General features: G+C 72.0%; 8 protein-coding genes and 1 pseudogene. 8 read left to right on the top strand and 1 reads right to left on the bottom strand.

The genetic code is table 11. The annotated features are described in order from the left end of the window. The first annotated feature begins 84 nt into the window (after positions 1 to 84). The 6 genes from MXD61_RS23990 (at position 85) to MXD61_RS24015 (ending at position 7,148) form a co-directional block, all read left to right on the top strand. Positions 85 to 975 (top strand): TIGR03854 family LLM class F420-dependent oxidoreductase, encoded by an 891-nt coding sequence (locus MXD61_RS23990; RefSeq protein WP_248815685.1) that lies wholly within the window; start codon positions 85 to 87, stop codon positions 973 to 975. A 1,062-nt stretch (positions 976 to 2,037) separates the two neighbouring features. Next, on the top strand, positions 2,038 to 2,403 hold the full coding sequence (locus MXD61_RS23995; RefSeq protein ID WP_163548977.1) for a hypothetical protein: 366 nt from the start codon (positions 2,038 to 2,040) through the stop codon (positions 2,401 to 2,403). Positions 2,404 to 2,520: 117 nt separating this feature from the next. Further along, on the top strand, positions 2,521 to 3,867 hold the full coding sequence (locus tag MXD61_RS24000; protein ID WP_248815692.1) for an NAD(P)/FAD-dependent oxidoreductase: 1,347 nt from the start codon (positions 2,521 to 2,523) through the stop codon (positions 3,865 to 3,867). A gap of 74 nt (positions 3,868 to 3,941) precedes the next feature. Next, positions 3,942 to 5,909, top strand: coding sequence for a PAS domain-containing hybrid sensor histidine kinase/response regulator (locus MXD61_RS24005; protein WP_251080530.1), 1,968 nt, complete (start codon positions 3,942 to 3,944; stop codon positions 5,907 to 5,909). A gap of 232 nt (positions 5,910 to 6,141) precedes the next feature. Continuing rightward, entirely contained in the window at positions 6,142 to 6,489 is a 348-nt protein-coding gene (locus MXD61_RS28200) for a response regulator (protein WP_248815687.1), read from the top strand. Further along, positions 6,486 to 7,148, top strand: coding sequence for a histidine kinase (locus MXD61_RS24015; protein ID WP_248815688.1), 663 nt, complete (start codon positions 6,486 to 6,488; stop codon positions 7,146 to 7,148). The genes MXD61_RS28200 and MXD61_RS24015 overlap by 4 nt, the downstream gene beginning before the upstream one ends. 11 nt (positions 7,149 to 7,159) lie before the next feature. Here the strand turns inward: MXD61_RS24015 and MXD61_RS24020 are convergent, their stop codons facing one another. Then, a complete protein-coding gene (locus MXD61_RS24020; RefSeq protein WP_248815689.1) occupies positions 7,160 to 11,200 on the bottom strand; it encodes a diguanylate cyclase domain-containing protein in 4,041 nt (1,346 codons plus the stop codon). Positions 11,201 to 11,985: 785 nt separating this feature from the next. Between MXD61_RS24020 and MXD61_RS24025 the strand changes: the two genes are divergently transcribed. Then, on the top strand, positions 11,986 to 13,641 hold the full coding sequence (locus tag MXD61_RS24025; protein WP_248815690.1) for an acyl-CoA dehydrogenase family protein: 1,656 nt from the start codon (positions 11,986 to 11,988) through the stop codon (positions 13,639 to 13,641). Positions 13,642 to 13,756: 115 nt separating this feature from the next. Then, positions 13,757 to 14,646 (top strand): annotated as a pseudogene (locus MXD61_RS24030) (hypothetical protein); the annotation flags it as partial.

The raw sequence follows: 14,646 nt of genomic DNA on the forward strand, positions 1-14,646 counted from the left end.
CGTTCGTCCCGCACTATGGAGGGGTGCACCTGGAGGCCGGATCCCGGATCCGGGCGGATGCATCCAGTCCGGGACGGAGGGCTCATGAAGGTCCGCATCGGGATCGGGTTCGGTGGGTTCGGCGGGGTGGCCCCCGGCGAGTTCGTCGCGCTCGTGGATCGGCTCGAGAAGCTCGAGATCGACTCGTTGTGGCTCTCCGAGCAGCTCTCCCAGCCGGCCGTCGCCCCGTTCGCCGGGCTGGGGTTCGCCCTCGGGCGGACCAGCCGGCTCAAGGTGGGCACGGGGGTGACCATCCTGCCGGGGCGCAACCCGGTGCTGGTCGCCAAGGAACTCGCCTCGCTCGCGAGCCTGGCGCCGCGTCGGGTGCTGCCCGTGTTCGGCCTCGCTCCGGGGCGGGACGCGGACCGTTCGGCCTACCCGGTGCCGGCGGGTCGGCGGGCGGCGGTCTTCGACGAGGCGCTGACCGTGGTGCGGCTGTTGCTGAGCGAGCCGCGGGTGACCTTCCACGGCGAGTTCTTCGACCTTGACGAGATCGGTCTCGGAGAGCGGCCCGCGCGGCCACTGGACCTCTGGCTTGGCGGTGCGGCTCCGGCCGCGCTGCGTAGGATCGGCCGGCTCGGGGACGGGTGGTTGGCGAGCCTGGTCAGTCCCGAGCGGGCGGCCGCCGGTATCGCCGAGATCCGGGCGAGCGCGGCGGACGCTGGGCGGCACATCGATGATGATCACTATGGGCTGAGCCTGCGGCTGGCCTTCACCCCGCCGGATGCCGAGACGCTGGCGGCGGTGCGCCGCCGTGACCCGCGGGCCGACCCGGCCCGGCTGCTGCCGGTGGGCTGGGCGGCGGCGCGGGCGGCGATCGCCGAGTACATCGCCGTGGGCGTCACCAAGTTCGTTGTTCATCCGGCCATCGAACCGGGTGGATGGCCCGCCTTCCTGGATTCCTTCGTGGCCGAACTGGCGCCGCTGGAGAACTGACCCGGATCGACCCCGATCCGGGATCAGCCGCTCGCATTACTTAGCGAGCAATATGTTCGAGTCTCCCTGCGCGCGGTGCGGCCGGCATTGTCGTGGTGGGCGTGTGCGGCGGAACGGGCGCGGATCGGCGTCAGATCTGCCGCACACGGAAGGTTTCGTGGGGCCTGTCCGGACGCTGCATTGACTGCTGGTACGGGACTTCTCGTACCAGCCGTATCGGAACCAGCACCGATGCGACCTGGGGTCCGACGGCGACGTCAGCGTCAGATTTGCCGACAAGACCGCCGACAAGACCGCCGACAAGACCGCGGACAAGGCGTGCGGCGGGTGCGCCGGCAGTTCGCACGGGACGGTCGGCGCGGTCGTCCGCACCGTCACGGGCAAAGGTGTCCGCGTGGCCACCGGCACGGTCGTGGGTGCGGCTGGCCGCACGCGGCGCCAGCCGGAAGATCGTGCTACTTCCCCAGTGGCACAGGAGTTTTCGTGATGATATGGCGATCATGGCCAGGTGGACGGGCCGGCACGTCCGGGCGGTCGCCGGCACATCCGGTGGTGACGGTGCGAGGGGGTGTCCGACCAGGAAGAACGGGAAACAGGAGGAGGGCGCTCGGGGCGTCCTGGTGATGGCTCCGGTGTTGTCACCTGGTCGGGGCGGCACCCCTGAGTGTCAATATGTGGCGAACCCTTCCCCTTTCCCATCCTGGCCGCCACAATCGGCAGGAACGGTGAATGGTTGCGGGTGCAAACGGCTTGCCGAGCGGGACGGGCCCGGCGGGGCGAGCCGGTAACAGAGGCTGATAGGAGCGGTCGGTAGGAGAGCGGAACCGGGAGTGGGGCGCAGATGGTCCGCGGTCCGATCCCGGTCGCATCGAGTCCCGAGCGATGATCTGAAGGTGGAGGGGGTACGGACCATGCGTCGTACTTCCGACACGGCAGGGCCCCAGGCGAGATAATCCCGTGCACACCGGCAGGCGTGCGGGTACCGGGAAAGGCAACGCAGGAGGAAACGTGGAACGGGTGGAGCACACGACGGCACGGCCTCCGGCGCGCACTGATCGCCATGTGGTGGTCAGCCTGCGGGCCGGCGACGTGGCGGACCTGGCCGATGTGCTGGTCGCCGCCGATCTCGCCGCTCGCCTCGGCGCCCGCCTCGTGATGATCGCGACGATGGAGCGCTGGGCCCGGTGGGCTCGCTGGACGGCCGGCGTGTACTGCGCCTTCGGGGTGGAGACGGTCATGTGCGCGGCGCGGATCGCCGAGCAGGAGGCCCACGACGACTTCGAGGGCCGGCTGCGTTCGCTGCTCGACCTCGTCGGCGTCGAGTGGACGCTGGAGTGGTCCGCCGGCTCCCCGCGGCGTGCCGCCGTCCGCTACACCCGCCGCTTTCCGGACACGACTGTCATCCTGCGCCCCGAACGCCACCGCTGAGCCACCCCGCCGCTCCACCACGTGGCCGCCCGTCGGTGTCACCTGATCCCATCCAGGCGCCCGCTGCGGTACGAACAGCGGTGACGGCACGGGTGCGGCGAGCGTGGGGTGGTGGCGATGCAGACGGTCGACGTGGCGGTCGTGGGAGCCGGGCTTGCGGGTCTGTCCGCCGCGACCCTGCTGGCCGCGCAGGGGCTGTCCGTGGCGGTCTGGGAGGCCGCCGACGACGTGGGCGGCCGGGTGCGCACCGACCAGGTGGACGGGTTCCTGCTCGACCGCGGGTTCCAGGTGCTGCTGCCGGCCTACCCGGAGGTCGCCCGGCAGATCGACCTGCCGGCGCTGCGGGCCCGTCCGTTCGTGCGGGGGCTGCTGGTGCGCGACGGGGTCCGGTCGGTGTCGCTGGGAGATCCCAGCGGTGGCGTGTCGGCGCTGGCCGGTCTGGTGCCAGGACGGGCGCTGCGGGCCGCGGACCTCGCCCGGCTGGCCGCCCTGACCGCGCGGGACCGGTTCACCCGCCCCGCTGACCTGGTCGCCGGCCCCGACCGGTCCACCCGGGCCGACCTGCGGGCCCGCGGGCTGTCCGCGCAGGCTGTCGACGGTGTGCTCGCACCGCTGCTGCGCGGCATCTTCCTCGAGGACGACCTGGCCACCTCGGCGCGGTTCTTCCATCTCGTGTGGCGCAGCTTCGCCGCCCGCCCGCCGGTGCTACCGGAGGGGGGCATGGGCGCGCTACCCCAGCAGCTCGCGGCCCGGTTGCAGCCGGGCACGGTGCGCCTGAACTGCCCGGCCGACATCGTGACCCGCACCGGGGTGCGTTCCCGCGACGGCGAGTCGCTGGTCGCACGGGCGGTCATCGTCGCCACCGACGGGACGACGGCGGCCCGGCTGGTCCCCGGCATCGCCGAGCCCAGCTGGCACGGGGTGACCACCTACTACTTCCGGGCGGACGCCTCCCCGCTGCGGCGCGGGGTCCTTGTCGTCGAGGGGTCCACCGACCCGCGTCGACCGGTGCGCCCGGGCCGGTCCGGCCCGGTGATCAACACGGTGGTGCTCAGCGAGGTGGCGCCGTCCTACGCGCCGAGCGGTGCGGCGCTGATCGCCGCGTCCGTACTCGGTGTTCCCGACGACGGCGACGCGTCCGTGCCGGGCCCGCCCGCCGACGCGGTGGGCGGGGCGGACGCCGACGAGGCGGCTGTGCGCCGGCATCTGAGCAGCCTGTACGGCACCGACACGGCCGGCTGGACGCTGCTCGCCCGCTACCCGGTGGCCCGGGCGCTGCCCACGCTGACCAGCCCGCACGTGCTGCGCCGGCCGGTGCGCACCCCGTCCGGGGTGTACGTCTGCGGTGATCATCGGGACACGCCGTCCATCCAGGGGGCGCTGTTCTCCGGGCGGCGGGCGGCCGAGGCGGTCCTGACCGACCAGGGTCTGGCGACGACGATGCGGCGGCGAGTTGTCTCGTAGCGCTGATCCTTGGCCGGATCGGCGTTACCATCTGTCCTTCTGTAGCACGATGTTCACCCTGTGGGGTGGTTGAGCTGGAAGACGGTAGAGATGGCTTCGCCAGTGGCCTGCTGGACGCGGCGCCCGACGCGATCGTGGGTGTGCATGCGGACGGGCTGATCGCGCTGGTCAACGCCCAGGCCGAGCGGTTGTTCGGCTACACGCGGGAGGAGCTGCTCGGTCAGCCGGTCGAGATCCTGATCCCCGAGTCGGCCCGTGCGCTGCACCCGAGGCACCGCGCGGGCTATCTGCACGAGCCGCGGCCACGGCCGATGGGTCTGGGAATGGAGCTGGCCGGGCGGCGCAGCGACGGCAGCGAGTTCCCGGCCGAGATCTCGCTGGCGGCGATCCAGACCGTCGGCGGTGTGCTCATCACCGCCGCCGTGCGTGACGTCACCGATCGCAAGCGGGCCGAGGCCAAGTTCCGCGGTCTGCTCGACTCGGCGCCGGACGCGATCGTCGGGGTGCTCCCGAGCGGGCGGATCACGCTGGTCAACGCCCAGGCCGAGCGGCTGTTCGGCTACAGCCGTGAGGAGCTGCTCGGCGAGTCGGTGGAGATCCTCGTCCCGGAGGCGGCGCGGGGCGTCCATCCGGCGCATCGCACCCGGTACTTCGCCGATCCGCGGCCCCGCCCGATGGGCGCCCAGATGCAGCTGGCCGCCCGGCGCCGTGACGGCAGCGAGTTCCCGGCCGAGATCTCCCTGTCGGCGCTGGAGACCGAGGACGGCCTGCTCGTCTCCGCCGCCATCCGCGATGTGACCGAACGGCTGGAGGCCCAGGCCGAGCGGGAGCGACTGCGGGCGCAGGCCGAACGCAAACGGATCGAGGCGCAGCTGCACCAGTCGCAGCGGCTGGAAAGCCTCGGCCAGCTCGCCGGCGGGGTCGCGCACGACTTCAACAACCTGCTCGGCGTGATCATCAACTACACCGCGTTCATCTCCGAGGTCGTCACGGCCGCCGCCGACCGCGGGGAGACGCGCTGGGAGCCGGTGCGCCGCGACATCGACCAGGTGCAGCGGGCCGCCGAACGGGCCACCCAGCTCACCCACCAGCTGCTCGCCTTCGGCCGCCGGGAGGTCGTCCAGCCGCGGGTGCTGCACCTCAACGACGTCGTGCACGACATCGAGGACATGCTGCGCCGCACCCTCGGTGAACACGTCGAGCTGATCACCGTGGCGGCGAGCGAGCCGTGGGCGGTGTTCGCCGACGCGGGTCAGCTCGAACAGGTCCTGGTCAACCTGGCCGTCAACGCCCGGGACGCGATGCCCGGCGGGGGCAAGCTCACCATCGACACCTCCAACATCGAGATCCAGGAGGACCTCGCCGCCGGGCGCCCCGGCATCAAGGCCGGCCGGCACGTCCACCTGCGGATCAGTGACAGTGGGTCCGGTATGAGCCCGGAGACGGTCAGCCGGGCGTTCGAACCGTTCTTCACCACCAAACGCAAGGGCGAGGGTTCGGGTCTGGGCCTGGCCACCGTCTACGGCATCATCACCCAGGCCGGTGGGCACGCCGAGATCTTCTCCGACGTCGGCCTCGGCACCACCGTCAGCATCCTGCTTCCGGCGGTCGAGAGTGTGGCCGTGACACCGGAACCCATGTCCGAGACGGTGGTGCTCACCGGCGGTGAGACCATCCTGGTCGTCGAGGACGAACGGGCGATGCGCGAGGTCACCCGCCGTCTGCTGATCCGCAACGGCTACAAGGTGATCATCGCCGCGGACGGCCAACGCGCCGTGGAGATCGCCACGAGCCATCCCGCCCCCATCGACCTGTTGCTGACCGACGTCGTGATGCCGCAGGTCCTTGGCCGGACGGTGGCCGAACTCGTACGCCGGCAGCGCCCGAACGTCCAGGTGCTGTTCATGTCCGGCTACGCCTATGCCGTGCTGGCCCACAACGGCACGCTCGATCCCGGTCTGATGCTGTTGCCCAAGCCGTTCTCCGAACGGGAACTGCTGGCCAGGGTGCGGGAGGTGCTCGACAGCCCGATCGAGCCCTGAGAGCGGAAACCCCGAAAGGTAGGGCCACTTCGGTTCCCTGCCGTCCACGGCCGCCCTGGGCGAGCGTTCTGCTACCGGTACGGTTGGCCAGGACGGATCCCGCCCACCGCGGACGGGTGCGGCGGCGAACCCTGGGGGCGCAGTGAACGATCCGTCGACCGGGACACCCGCCGACGATGACGGCGGTAGCAGCGACGGCAGGGGCCCTTCCCGTGCCGTGCGGGTGCTCGTCGTGGATGACAACGATCTGCTACGCGGTCTGCTCAGCCGGATTCTGCGGGCCGAGGGTTTCACGACCAGCGAGGCCGCCTCGGTCGAGGAGGCGCTGGGTCTCGACCCGGGCGCGCACGACGCGATCGTCGTCGACGTCCGGCTCGAGGGGCGGCCCGGCACCGACCTCGTCGCCGAGCTGCGGCGCACCACCCCGGCGCTGGTACGCCGCTGCCTGCTGCTCACCGGCGCGCCCGGTCTCGACGAGCTTCCCCCGGACGTGCCGATGGTCGCCAAGCCCTTCACCGCCGACCAGATCGTGCGCGAGGTCCGACGCCTGCTGCCGACCGCCGCCACCGAACCCGGATGAGCGCCGGCGGCGCCGGAAGCGGGGCGCGGCCCGAGGAGCTGCTACGGATGATGGTCGCGCTGCAGGAACGCGGCCAGCGGGCGATGGCCACCCGGCTGCATGACGGCCCGATGCAGGAGTTCACCGCCGTCCTGCTCGAACTCGCCAGCGTGCGCCGCCAGCTCTCCGGCGCGCTCGCCGAACGGGTCGTCACGATGGAGGACAGGCTGCGGGCGGCCGCCTTGGAACTGCAGTTGCCGCCCGGTGTCTTCCGGCTGGGTCATGACGCGACCGACGCCCTGATCGCGGGCCTGCGCCAGCGGGTGGACGGCCTGCTCGTCGACCGGCTGGACACCGACCTGCAGCTGGCGGAGTGTCCACCGACCGACGCGGAGATCTCGGTGGTCCTGGGGGCCGTCCAGGTGCTGTTGCTGGCGAGCAACCCCTATGCCACCGGTGAGCGGGCCTGGCTGTCGGTGCGGTCGGGCCCCGCGGGGCTCGACCTGAGCCTGGGGGTGCGCCCCTCCGGTCACGAGCCGCCGACGGACGAGGCGCGAGCCGCCCGGCTACGTCCCCTGGCCGACGTGATCGGCGCCGACCTGTGCCACGACGCCGAGGCCGCCCGCTGGACCGCCACCCTCCACCTCGCCCGTCAGGCCGCCGGCACCCCGACACACTGAGACGTGGGGTGTCAGCGGGAGGTGGGATACATCTCGCGGGGTTCGCGGTGCGCACGCTTGGCGGCGTACATGGCGGCGTCGGCGCGGCGGATGACGGCGTCCGGATCGGGACCGTCCGGACCGGCGCCGCCCACGCCACGGCACCAGGCGACCCCGATGGCGGCGCGGATGACGATGGTCTGCCCGGCGATGTCCAGCGCCGTGGCGATGGCGCGGCGGGCGTTGTCGAGGACGGCGTGCACGGTGGCCTCGGTGGGCTCGGGCAGCACGATGAGGAACTCGTCGCCACCGAGGCGGAACACGTCCTGGGGGGCGACGTCGACCAGCGCGACCAGGCGGGCGGCGATGGTGCGCAGGACCTCGTCGCCGACATGATGACCGAAGGTGTCGTTGACCGGTTTGAAGTCGTCCAGATCGATCAACAGGATCGTGTACGGGGTGTGGCTGCCGGCCAGCTGGTCGAGGCGGTCGGCGAGTCCGGTGCGGCTGCCCAGACCGGTGAGGGTGTCATGGCTTGCCTGCCACCAGATCCGGGCCTGTAACCGGCGTCGCTCGCCGACCTCATGGCAGGTCACCATCAGGTCGCGTCCGAGCGGGCCGGCACGCCGGGCGGCCGCGAGGTCGAACCATCGGTGGTCGGCGGTGGCGGTGCACAGGCGGATGTCGAGCAGTGAGTCCGCGCGCGGATGCCCGGCGCCGCTGGGCTGCGCGTCGAGGTAGGACTGGACCGCGGCCCGGTCATCGGGGTGGACCAGGTCGAGCAGCGGCCGTCCGAGCAGGTGGGCGACCTGATGGCCGAGCAGGCCCTCGACCGCTGAGGTGAGGAACGTGACCTGGCCGGCCGCGTTGAGCACCACGACGATGTCATGGGACTCGTGGAGCAGGGTGGTGAGCCGGGCACCCTCCCGCCGGGTCTGCTGACTCTCCCGCAGCAGCGTCCACGACAGCGCCACGACAGTGATGATCACCAGGGCGTAGAGGACCAGGTCGCTGGAGGGACGCCCGGGTGAGGGCCCCTCGGTCGGGTGACCGTCCTGGCGCAGGACCAGATAGTACGGCTGTGGCACCGACGGGACGAAGCCCACTTCGGCGAGCCCGCCGCCGCCTTCGGTCCGCAGTATCACCTGCCGGCTGGTGCCCGGCTGGATCGGCCGCAGCTGGGCGGCGTCGACCAGCCTCCGGCCGACCAGGGCACGGTCGGTCGAGATCACCGCGCGCCCGCCGCTGTCGACCAGCGTGATCGTGATGCCCGGCAGGGACGTGTCGTCCAGGTCGGACGCCTTCGTCGCACCCGGCCGGGCCGCGTCGCCGTTCGGCCCGGCATCCCGCCCGCGATCGGGCAGGATGCCCAGCGCCCTGCTCAGCTCGGCGGTGGAGGCCCGGGTCAACGCCCGGGAGAGCAGCAGGAAGGCCACGTCCTGGCCCGCCCGGCGGATCGGAACGATGCTGACCACCGAGATGTCGTTGACGTCCTGCTGGCTGTCCGCGGTCGGTGAGATCGGCACGTCGAGACCGGCCTGACGGGCGAGGTCCCAGATCCGGTTGCCCGGGCCGATCGGCACGGTCGAGCCGACCGGGCGCACCGCCAGCGGCTGGCCGGTGAGGTCGACGAGGGCGAGCACGACATCCGGGGTGGACAGGTCGGGACCGGCGATGGACTCCAGCGTGCGGGCATCGGCGGCCCGGTCGGTCAGCGACCAGGGCAACGCGGAGATCGGTTCGATCAGGTAGCTCGGCTGGTTCAGGCGGGCGATGAGTCTCGCCGTCGTGTTCGCCAGCAGCGTGGCCTGGTGGATGCGCTGGTTGTCGAGGCGGCGCTGGTCGGCACGTTCGATCGCCATGATGGTCACCGTGCTGGCCATGATCATAACTGCCAGGACCAGCAGGCTGATCACACTGGGCAGGGCGCCGTAGGCCCGATGCGGCGCGCGGCCGGGTAGGGGAACGGCCCGGCGGGCCTGCGACTGCCGGATCCGTCGCGGACGCCGGCGCCGGCGACGGGTCCGCGGTGGCCCCGCGACCAGGGTGGACGTCGCCGGGCCGCGGTCTGGCCGCTCGTCCGCGGGCCGTGCGGGGTGTTCGTGGACGACGCGGTCCGGGTCCGCCCCGGTGAGGTGCGGGGCGCCGAGGTCGAGCAGGTCGATGTCGGTGGGTTCGATCACCGCGAAGTCGCCGACCAGGTGCCACACCTGCCGGGAGGTGGCTGGACGCGCGTCGGCCGCGGGCAGCGCGAGACGTCCAGGGCCGACCTGTTTGGCCTGGTACATGGCCTGGTCCGCGGTCCGCAGCAGCGACTCGGCGGAGCGGGAACCGTCGGTGAGGGCGATACCGACACTGGCGGCGACCCGCACCGTGGTCTCCTCGTCGAGGCGGACCGGCTGCCCGACGGAGCGGATGATGCGGATGGCCGCCTCGGGGGCGGCGCGAACGTGCGCGCCCGGCAGCAGGATGCCGAACTCGTCTCCGCCGAAGCGGGCTCCGGTGGCCCGGGGCCCCAGCACGGTCCGTAACCGGACGCCGATCTCCTGGAGCACCCGGTCGCCGGCGAGATGCCCATAGGTGTCGTTCACCGGTTTGAACCGGTCGAGATCGACGAACAGAACCGCGAGAGACCGTCCGTCGTCGTCACCCTCGTCGTCGCCGACAGCCGTCGCCGCGGCCACCAGGCGATCCTCGAAGGCCGAACGGTTGAGCAGGCCGGTGAGGGAGTCGTGCTGGGCCTGATAGGTGAGCTGGTCGAGCAGCCGTTTGCGCTGGTCCGCGGCATGGCAGGTAATGATCATCTCGGTCGGGTGGTCGCGCGCGGGCAGCGGCCGGGCGGCCACGTCGAACCAGGCGACGTCGCCGGCAGCCGTCCGCAACCGGATGTCGAGTTCGGGGCCGCGGGCCTGGTCCGGGTGCTCGACCAGGCGGCGTAGCCGTTCGGCGTCGTCGGGATGGGCGAGGTCGGCGATGGGGCGTCCCACCCAGTCCGCCACCCGCTGCCCGAGCATCGTCTCGATCGCGGGACTGACGAACATCATGGCCGTGGCGGGGTCGGTGACGAGCACGATGTCGCTGGCCGCGGCGAACAGGGAGCGCAGCCAGCTCTTGGTCTGACGGGCTGACAACGCGCGTCGCAGCGCGATGAACAGAACGCTCAGGATGGCCACCAGCGCCACGCACAACAGCGTCAGGTTGCGGCGATGCCCGCGGGAGCGCAGGTCGGAGTACAACGAGTCGGCCGACTGGCGGAAGTAGGTGTAGTACCCCGTTCCCTTCTGCCGGGCGGTGATGTTGAGGACCTCCCCCTCGGCCTCCTCGGTGCGCCAGATGCGCGTGCCGCCGCCGGTGCTCGTGCCCACAGGTGGGGACGGGGCGAGGTCGGCGGGGCTGATCACGCGGGTGCCGACGGCCGACGCGGTGGTGCTCGACAGCGCGACCCCGTTGGGGTCGACGGTGGACACGGTGCCCGCGCCCGCGCCCGCGCCGAGCAGGGCGGCGATGCCATCACTGATGGCCAGGTGGACCTGCTCGGTGGAGATCGCGACCAGAACCGCCCAGGGCCGACCCGCGCCGATCGGGACGACCACGCCCCGGCGCGGCGGCTGACCCGCGGTGATGACGGGGGACAGGCCGGCGTGCCCGGCCAACGCCGCCGGCCACGCCGCGCCGAGCTGCGCCACGTCCACCCGGGCGCCGGCCGGGTAGGAGGCGCTGATCCGGCCCTCGGGGGTCAGCAGGGCAAGCAGGTGGTTCACGTCGCCGGAGGCGGAGATCTGCAGGCGAAGCAGCAGGTCGGCGTTGGCCGGCTCACCCGGGCGAAAGGGCAGACCGCCCGCGGCGGCGGCCAACGACGTCGGCGACGCGCTCCCGGACTCCCAGCTCGCGAGCCGTTCGACCAGCGCCGCCCGGGCCGCCAGCCGCGCCGACTCCTCCCGACGCAGCAGATCATTGCCCAGGACGAGCGCCAGTGCCCCGAGGATGGCCACGGCCAGCAGCACCGCCGCGGGTTGCAGGAGGCGCGAGTGCGCGCGAACCCCCCGCTGATTGCCGCGGCCATGCCTGATCATGTCCTTGCCCCGTCCGACCACGCCATCCGGACTCGACGGACCTCACCGTGAGTGAAAAAATCTATTAATCGGCCGAATGCATCCGATAAGGGCTGAGCATACGAGTATCCGTCGTCAGATTTCGGCGCCCCCGGTCGTATGCGCGCGCTTCGACTGCGCAGTGTGCGGCCGGCGACAATGAGATGGTTCGGAGACGTCCTGAGTGAGGGTTCGTCGATTCTCCGTAGGGCGAAATTCCGGATACTCTAAGTTGCACCATCGAAACAATGTGTAATTTTGCTCGAAGTCGGCATCCAGGCAGCTACGCTGAGTGCCCTTCTCGCCCGTCCCGGAGGGGGGTGCTTGGCGATTCGCTGTTTCTGATCGAGTGTTGTGAGTGACGACCGCGATGGGTAAAGGTCGTTACTATCCGCATCTGTGAATGCGGTGCGTGATGACCCGATGGGCTTACCCCATGCAGGGTCGCGCAGCAGCGTCAGATGATCGCGGCTACGGCTGTACGGACCGCGGCCGTGCGTTCGGGTGACATCGGTCGGCCGGATCGACCTGGTCGCGCCGTTTGTGGTCAGTGGAGCGCGGCGGCAGGACCGATGCGGGTGGATAACCGGCACGTACCGGCGGTTCGTGCTGTGCGGAATCAATGAACACGCCGCAGGTCAACTCGTCGGCGACGGAGGTTGTACGCGGCACATCCGCGTGGAACCTTCGACGAATTGCGTGGCGTCGGCCACGGACACCGGCCACGGACGCTGGTCACCGACATGGACAGAGGAACAGGGGTCGCGATGAGCACGCCGACCGCACACACCCATCAGGTGACCAACCAGCCGCCGCCACTGGTCGGCCATGACCCGTCCGCGGACCCGGCGCTGCGAGCCGCGATGGCCCGTGAGGGCGCGGGCTGGCACCTGCCCGACCTGCGCCGCCTCGGCGCCCTCGCCGGCTCCGAACAGGCGCTGCGCTGGGCCGAGCAGGCCGACCGGTTCCCGCCGCAACTGCGCACCCATGACCGGTACGGACACCGCGTCGACGAGGTCGAGTTCCATCCGGCCTGGCACGCGCTGCTCGACGTCGCCGTCCGCACGGGGATGGCCGCGGCGCCCTGGGCCCAGCCGCGCCCGGGCGCCCACGTCGCCCGGGCGGCCGACATCCTGGTCTGGGGAACCGTCGAGCAGGGGCATCTGTGCCCGGCGTCCATGACGTACGCGGCTGTTCCGGCCCTGCGGGTCGCGCCGGACCTCGCGGCCAGGTTCGAGCCGCTGCTCACGAGCCGGGTGTACGACCCGGGACTGCGGGTGCCCGAGACCAAGGCGGGCCTGCTCGCCGGGATGGGAATGACCGAGAAGCAGGGCGGCTCCGACGTCCGGTCGAACACCACGACGGCGACGCCCGCCCGCGACGGGACCTTCCGACTGCGCGGCCACAAGTGGTTCACCAGCGCCCCGATGAGCGACATGTTCCTGGTGCTGGCCCAGGCGCCGGACGGGTTGTCCTGCTTCCTCGTCCCGCGGGTGCTGCCGGACGGCACCCGCAACACCTTTCGCATCCAGCGGCTGAAGGACAAGCTCGGCAACCGCAGCAATGCCAGCGGCGAGCCGGAGTTCGACGACACGGTGGGCTGGCTCGTCGGTGAGCCGGGCCGTGGGATCGCTGTCATCCTCGAGATGGTCACGCTCACCCGGCTCGACGCGGCCCTGGCCGCCGCGGCCGGAATGCGTGCGGCGGTGCTTTCGGCTGCCCATCACGTCCGGCACCGACGTGCCTTTGGTGGCCTGCTCGTCGACGCGCCGTTGATGCGCAACGTGCTGGCCGATCTCGTCGTGGAAACCGAGGCGGCCACCACTTTGGTGATGCGGGTGGCCGGTGCGGTGGATCGATCCCTGTGCGGTGACGACACGGAACGAGCGTTTCGACGGATCGCGACGGCGGTGGCCAAGTACTGGGTGTGCAAACGCGTTCCGGGGGTGGTGGTGGAGGCACTTGAGTGCCTTGGTGGAAACGGTTACGTCGAGGAGTCGGGAATGCCCAGGCTGTACCGTGAGGCGCCGTTGAACGGAATCTGGGAAGGCGCTGGGAACGTCAACGCCCTCGATGTGCTGCGGGCCCTGGCCCGTGAACCCGGGGGCCTGGCGGCGGTGACCGCCGACATCGACGCGGCCCGTGGGGCCGACAGCCGGCTCGATCGGGCCGCTGACCAGCTACTTTCCCAGCTCGAGGCCACCGGGGGCGAGCCGTTCACGGCGCGTCGGCTGGTCGAGCGGCTGGCGCTCGTCCTCCAGGGCTCCCTGCTCGTCCAGCACGCGCCGACGGCGGTCGCAGATGCGTTCTGCGCGTCGCGGCTGGCCGGTGACGGCGGTCTCGCTTTCGGCACGCTTCCGGCCGGGACCGATACCGCAGGTATCCTCGATCGGATTGCTTCGTCAGGTTCGGATACCGATTGAACCGGTGATGTCCGGCACGAGCCGGGAAAGGGAAGAAACGCTTTCAAGTTCCTGTGCTGGGAAACCACTGGATCGCCCCTAGTCTGGTAGGCGACTGCGCCCGCGGGGGGTCCCGATGATGTTCTTCTGCCTGGCTGTCGCCGGGCTGGTAATACTTGCTGGCATCCTTGGTCTGGCTCGTGGCCAGGCCGAATGGGCCTGGATTTACGACCGCCGTCGTGCCGGCATCGTCACCGGTGCCGGATCGGTGGCGATGTTGGCGTTCGGCATGTTGGCGGTGAACGGTATCGGCACCGGGGACGGCGGCAGCCACGATCGTTCCAGCAGCGTGATCCTGTTGCCGCGTCCGACCGGCTCCGTCCCGGCCGAGCCGCGCGGCGATGACCCGCCCGGTGCCTCCGGCCCGGCCGGTGGACCCGAGGGCGGCCCGGCCGTGGGCGATCCGAGTCCGGCCGCCTACAGCCGGTCCGTGCCCTACGGCGCTGGCGTCGGCGCCGGTGGCGACCCGCCGCCGGCTCGTTCCGGCGGTTCCGGCCGGGTGGACGTCCCGCCCGCGGCCACGAGCGGCGGTGGTCGGGCGGGCAGCGGCACCGGCGGTGGCGCGGCCGGGACACCGTCTCGGGCGCCAGTACCGCCGGCGCCACCGGCACCGCCCGCTTCCCCGCCGCAGCGGACGCTCCCACCCCGCGTGACCCTGCCGGCGCCGCCCGTTCCGTCGCGCACGACACCGCCACGCCCCACCACCCCACCACCCCCGCCCCAGACCACCCCGCCGCGCACGACACCGCCCCGGAGCACCGCTCCCGCGCCCCGAACAACCCCACCGCGCACCGCCCCACCGCGCACCACCGCACCGCGGACCACCCCGCCGCGGACCGCCCCACCGCGCACCACCGCACCGCGCACCACCCCGCCCCGGCCCCCCCCCCCCCGCCCCACCCCCCCCCCGGCCCCCCCCCCCCCCCCCCCCCCCCCCCCCCCCCCCCCCCCCCCCCCCCCCCCCCG

The sequence above is a fragment of the Frankia sp. AgPm24 genome (assembly GCF_023243055.1).
Taxonomy (GTDB): domain Bacteria; phylum Actinomycetota; class Actinomycetes; order Frankiales; family Frankiaceae; genus Frankia; species Frankia umida.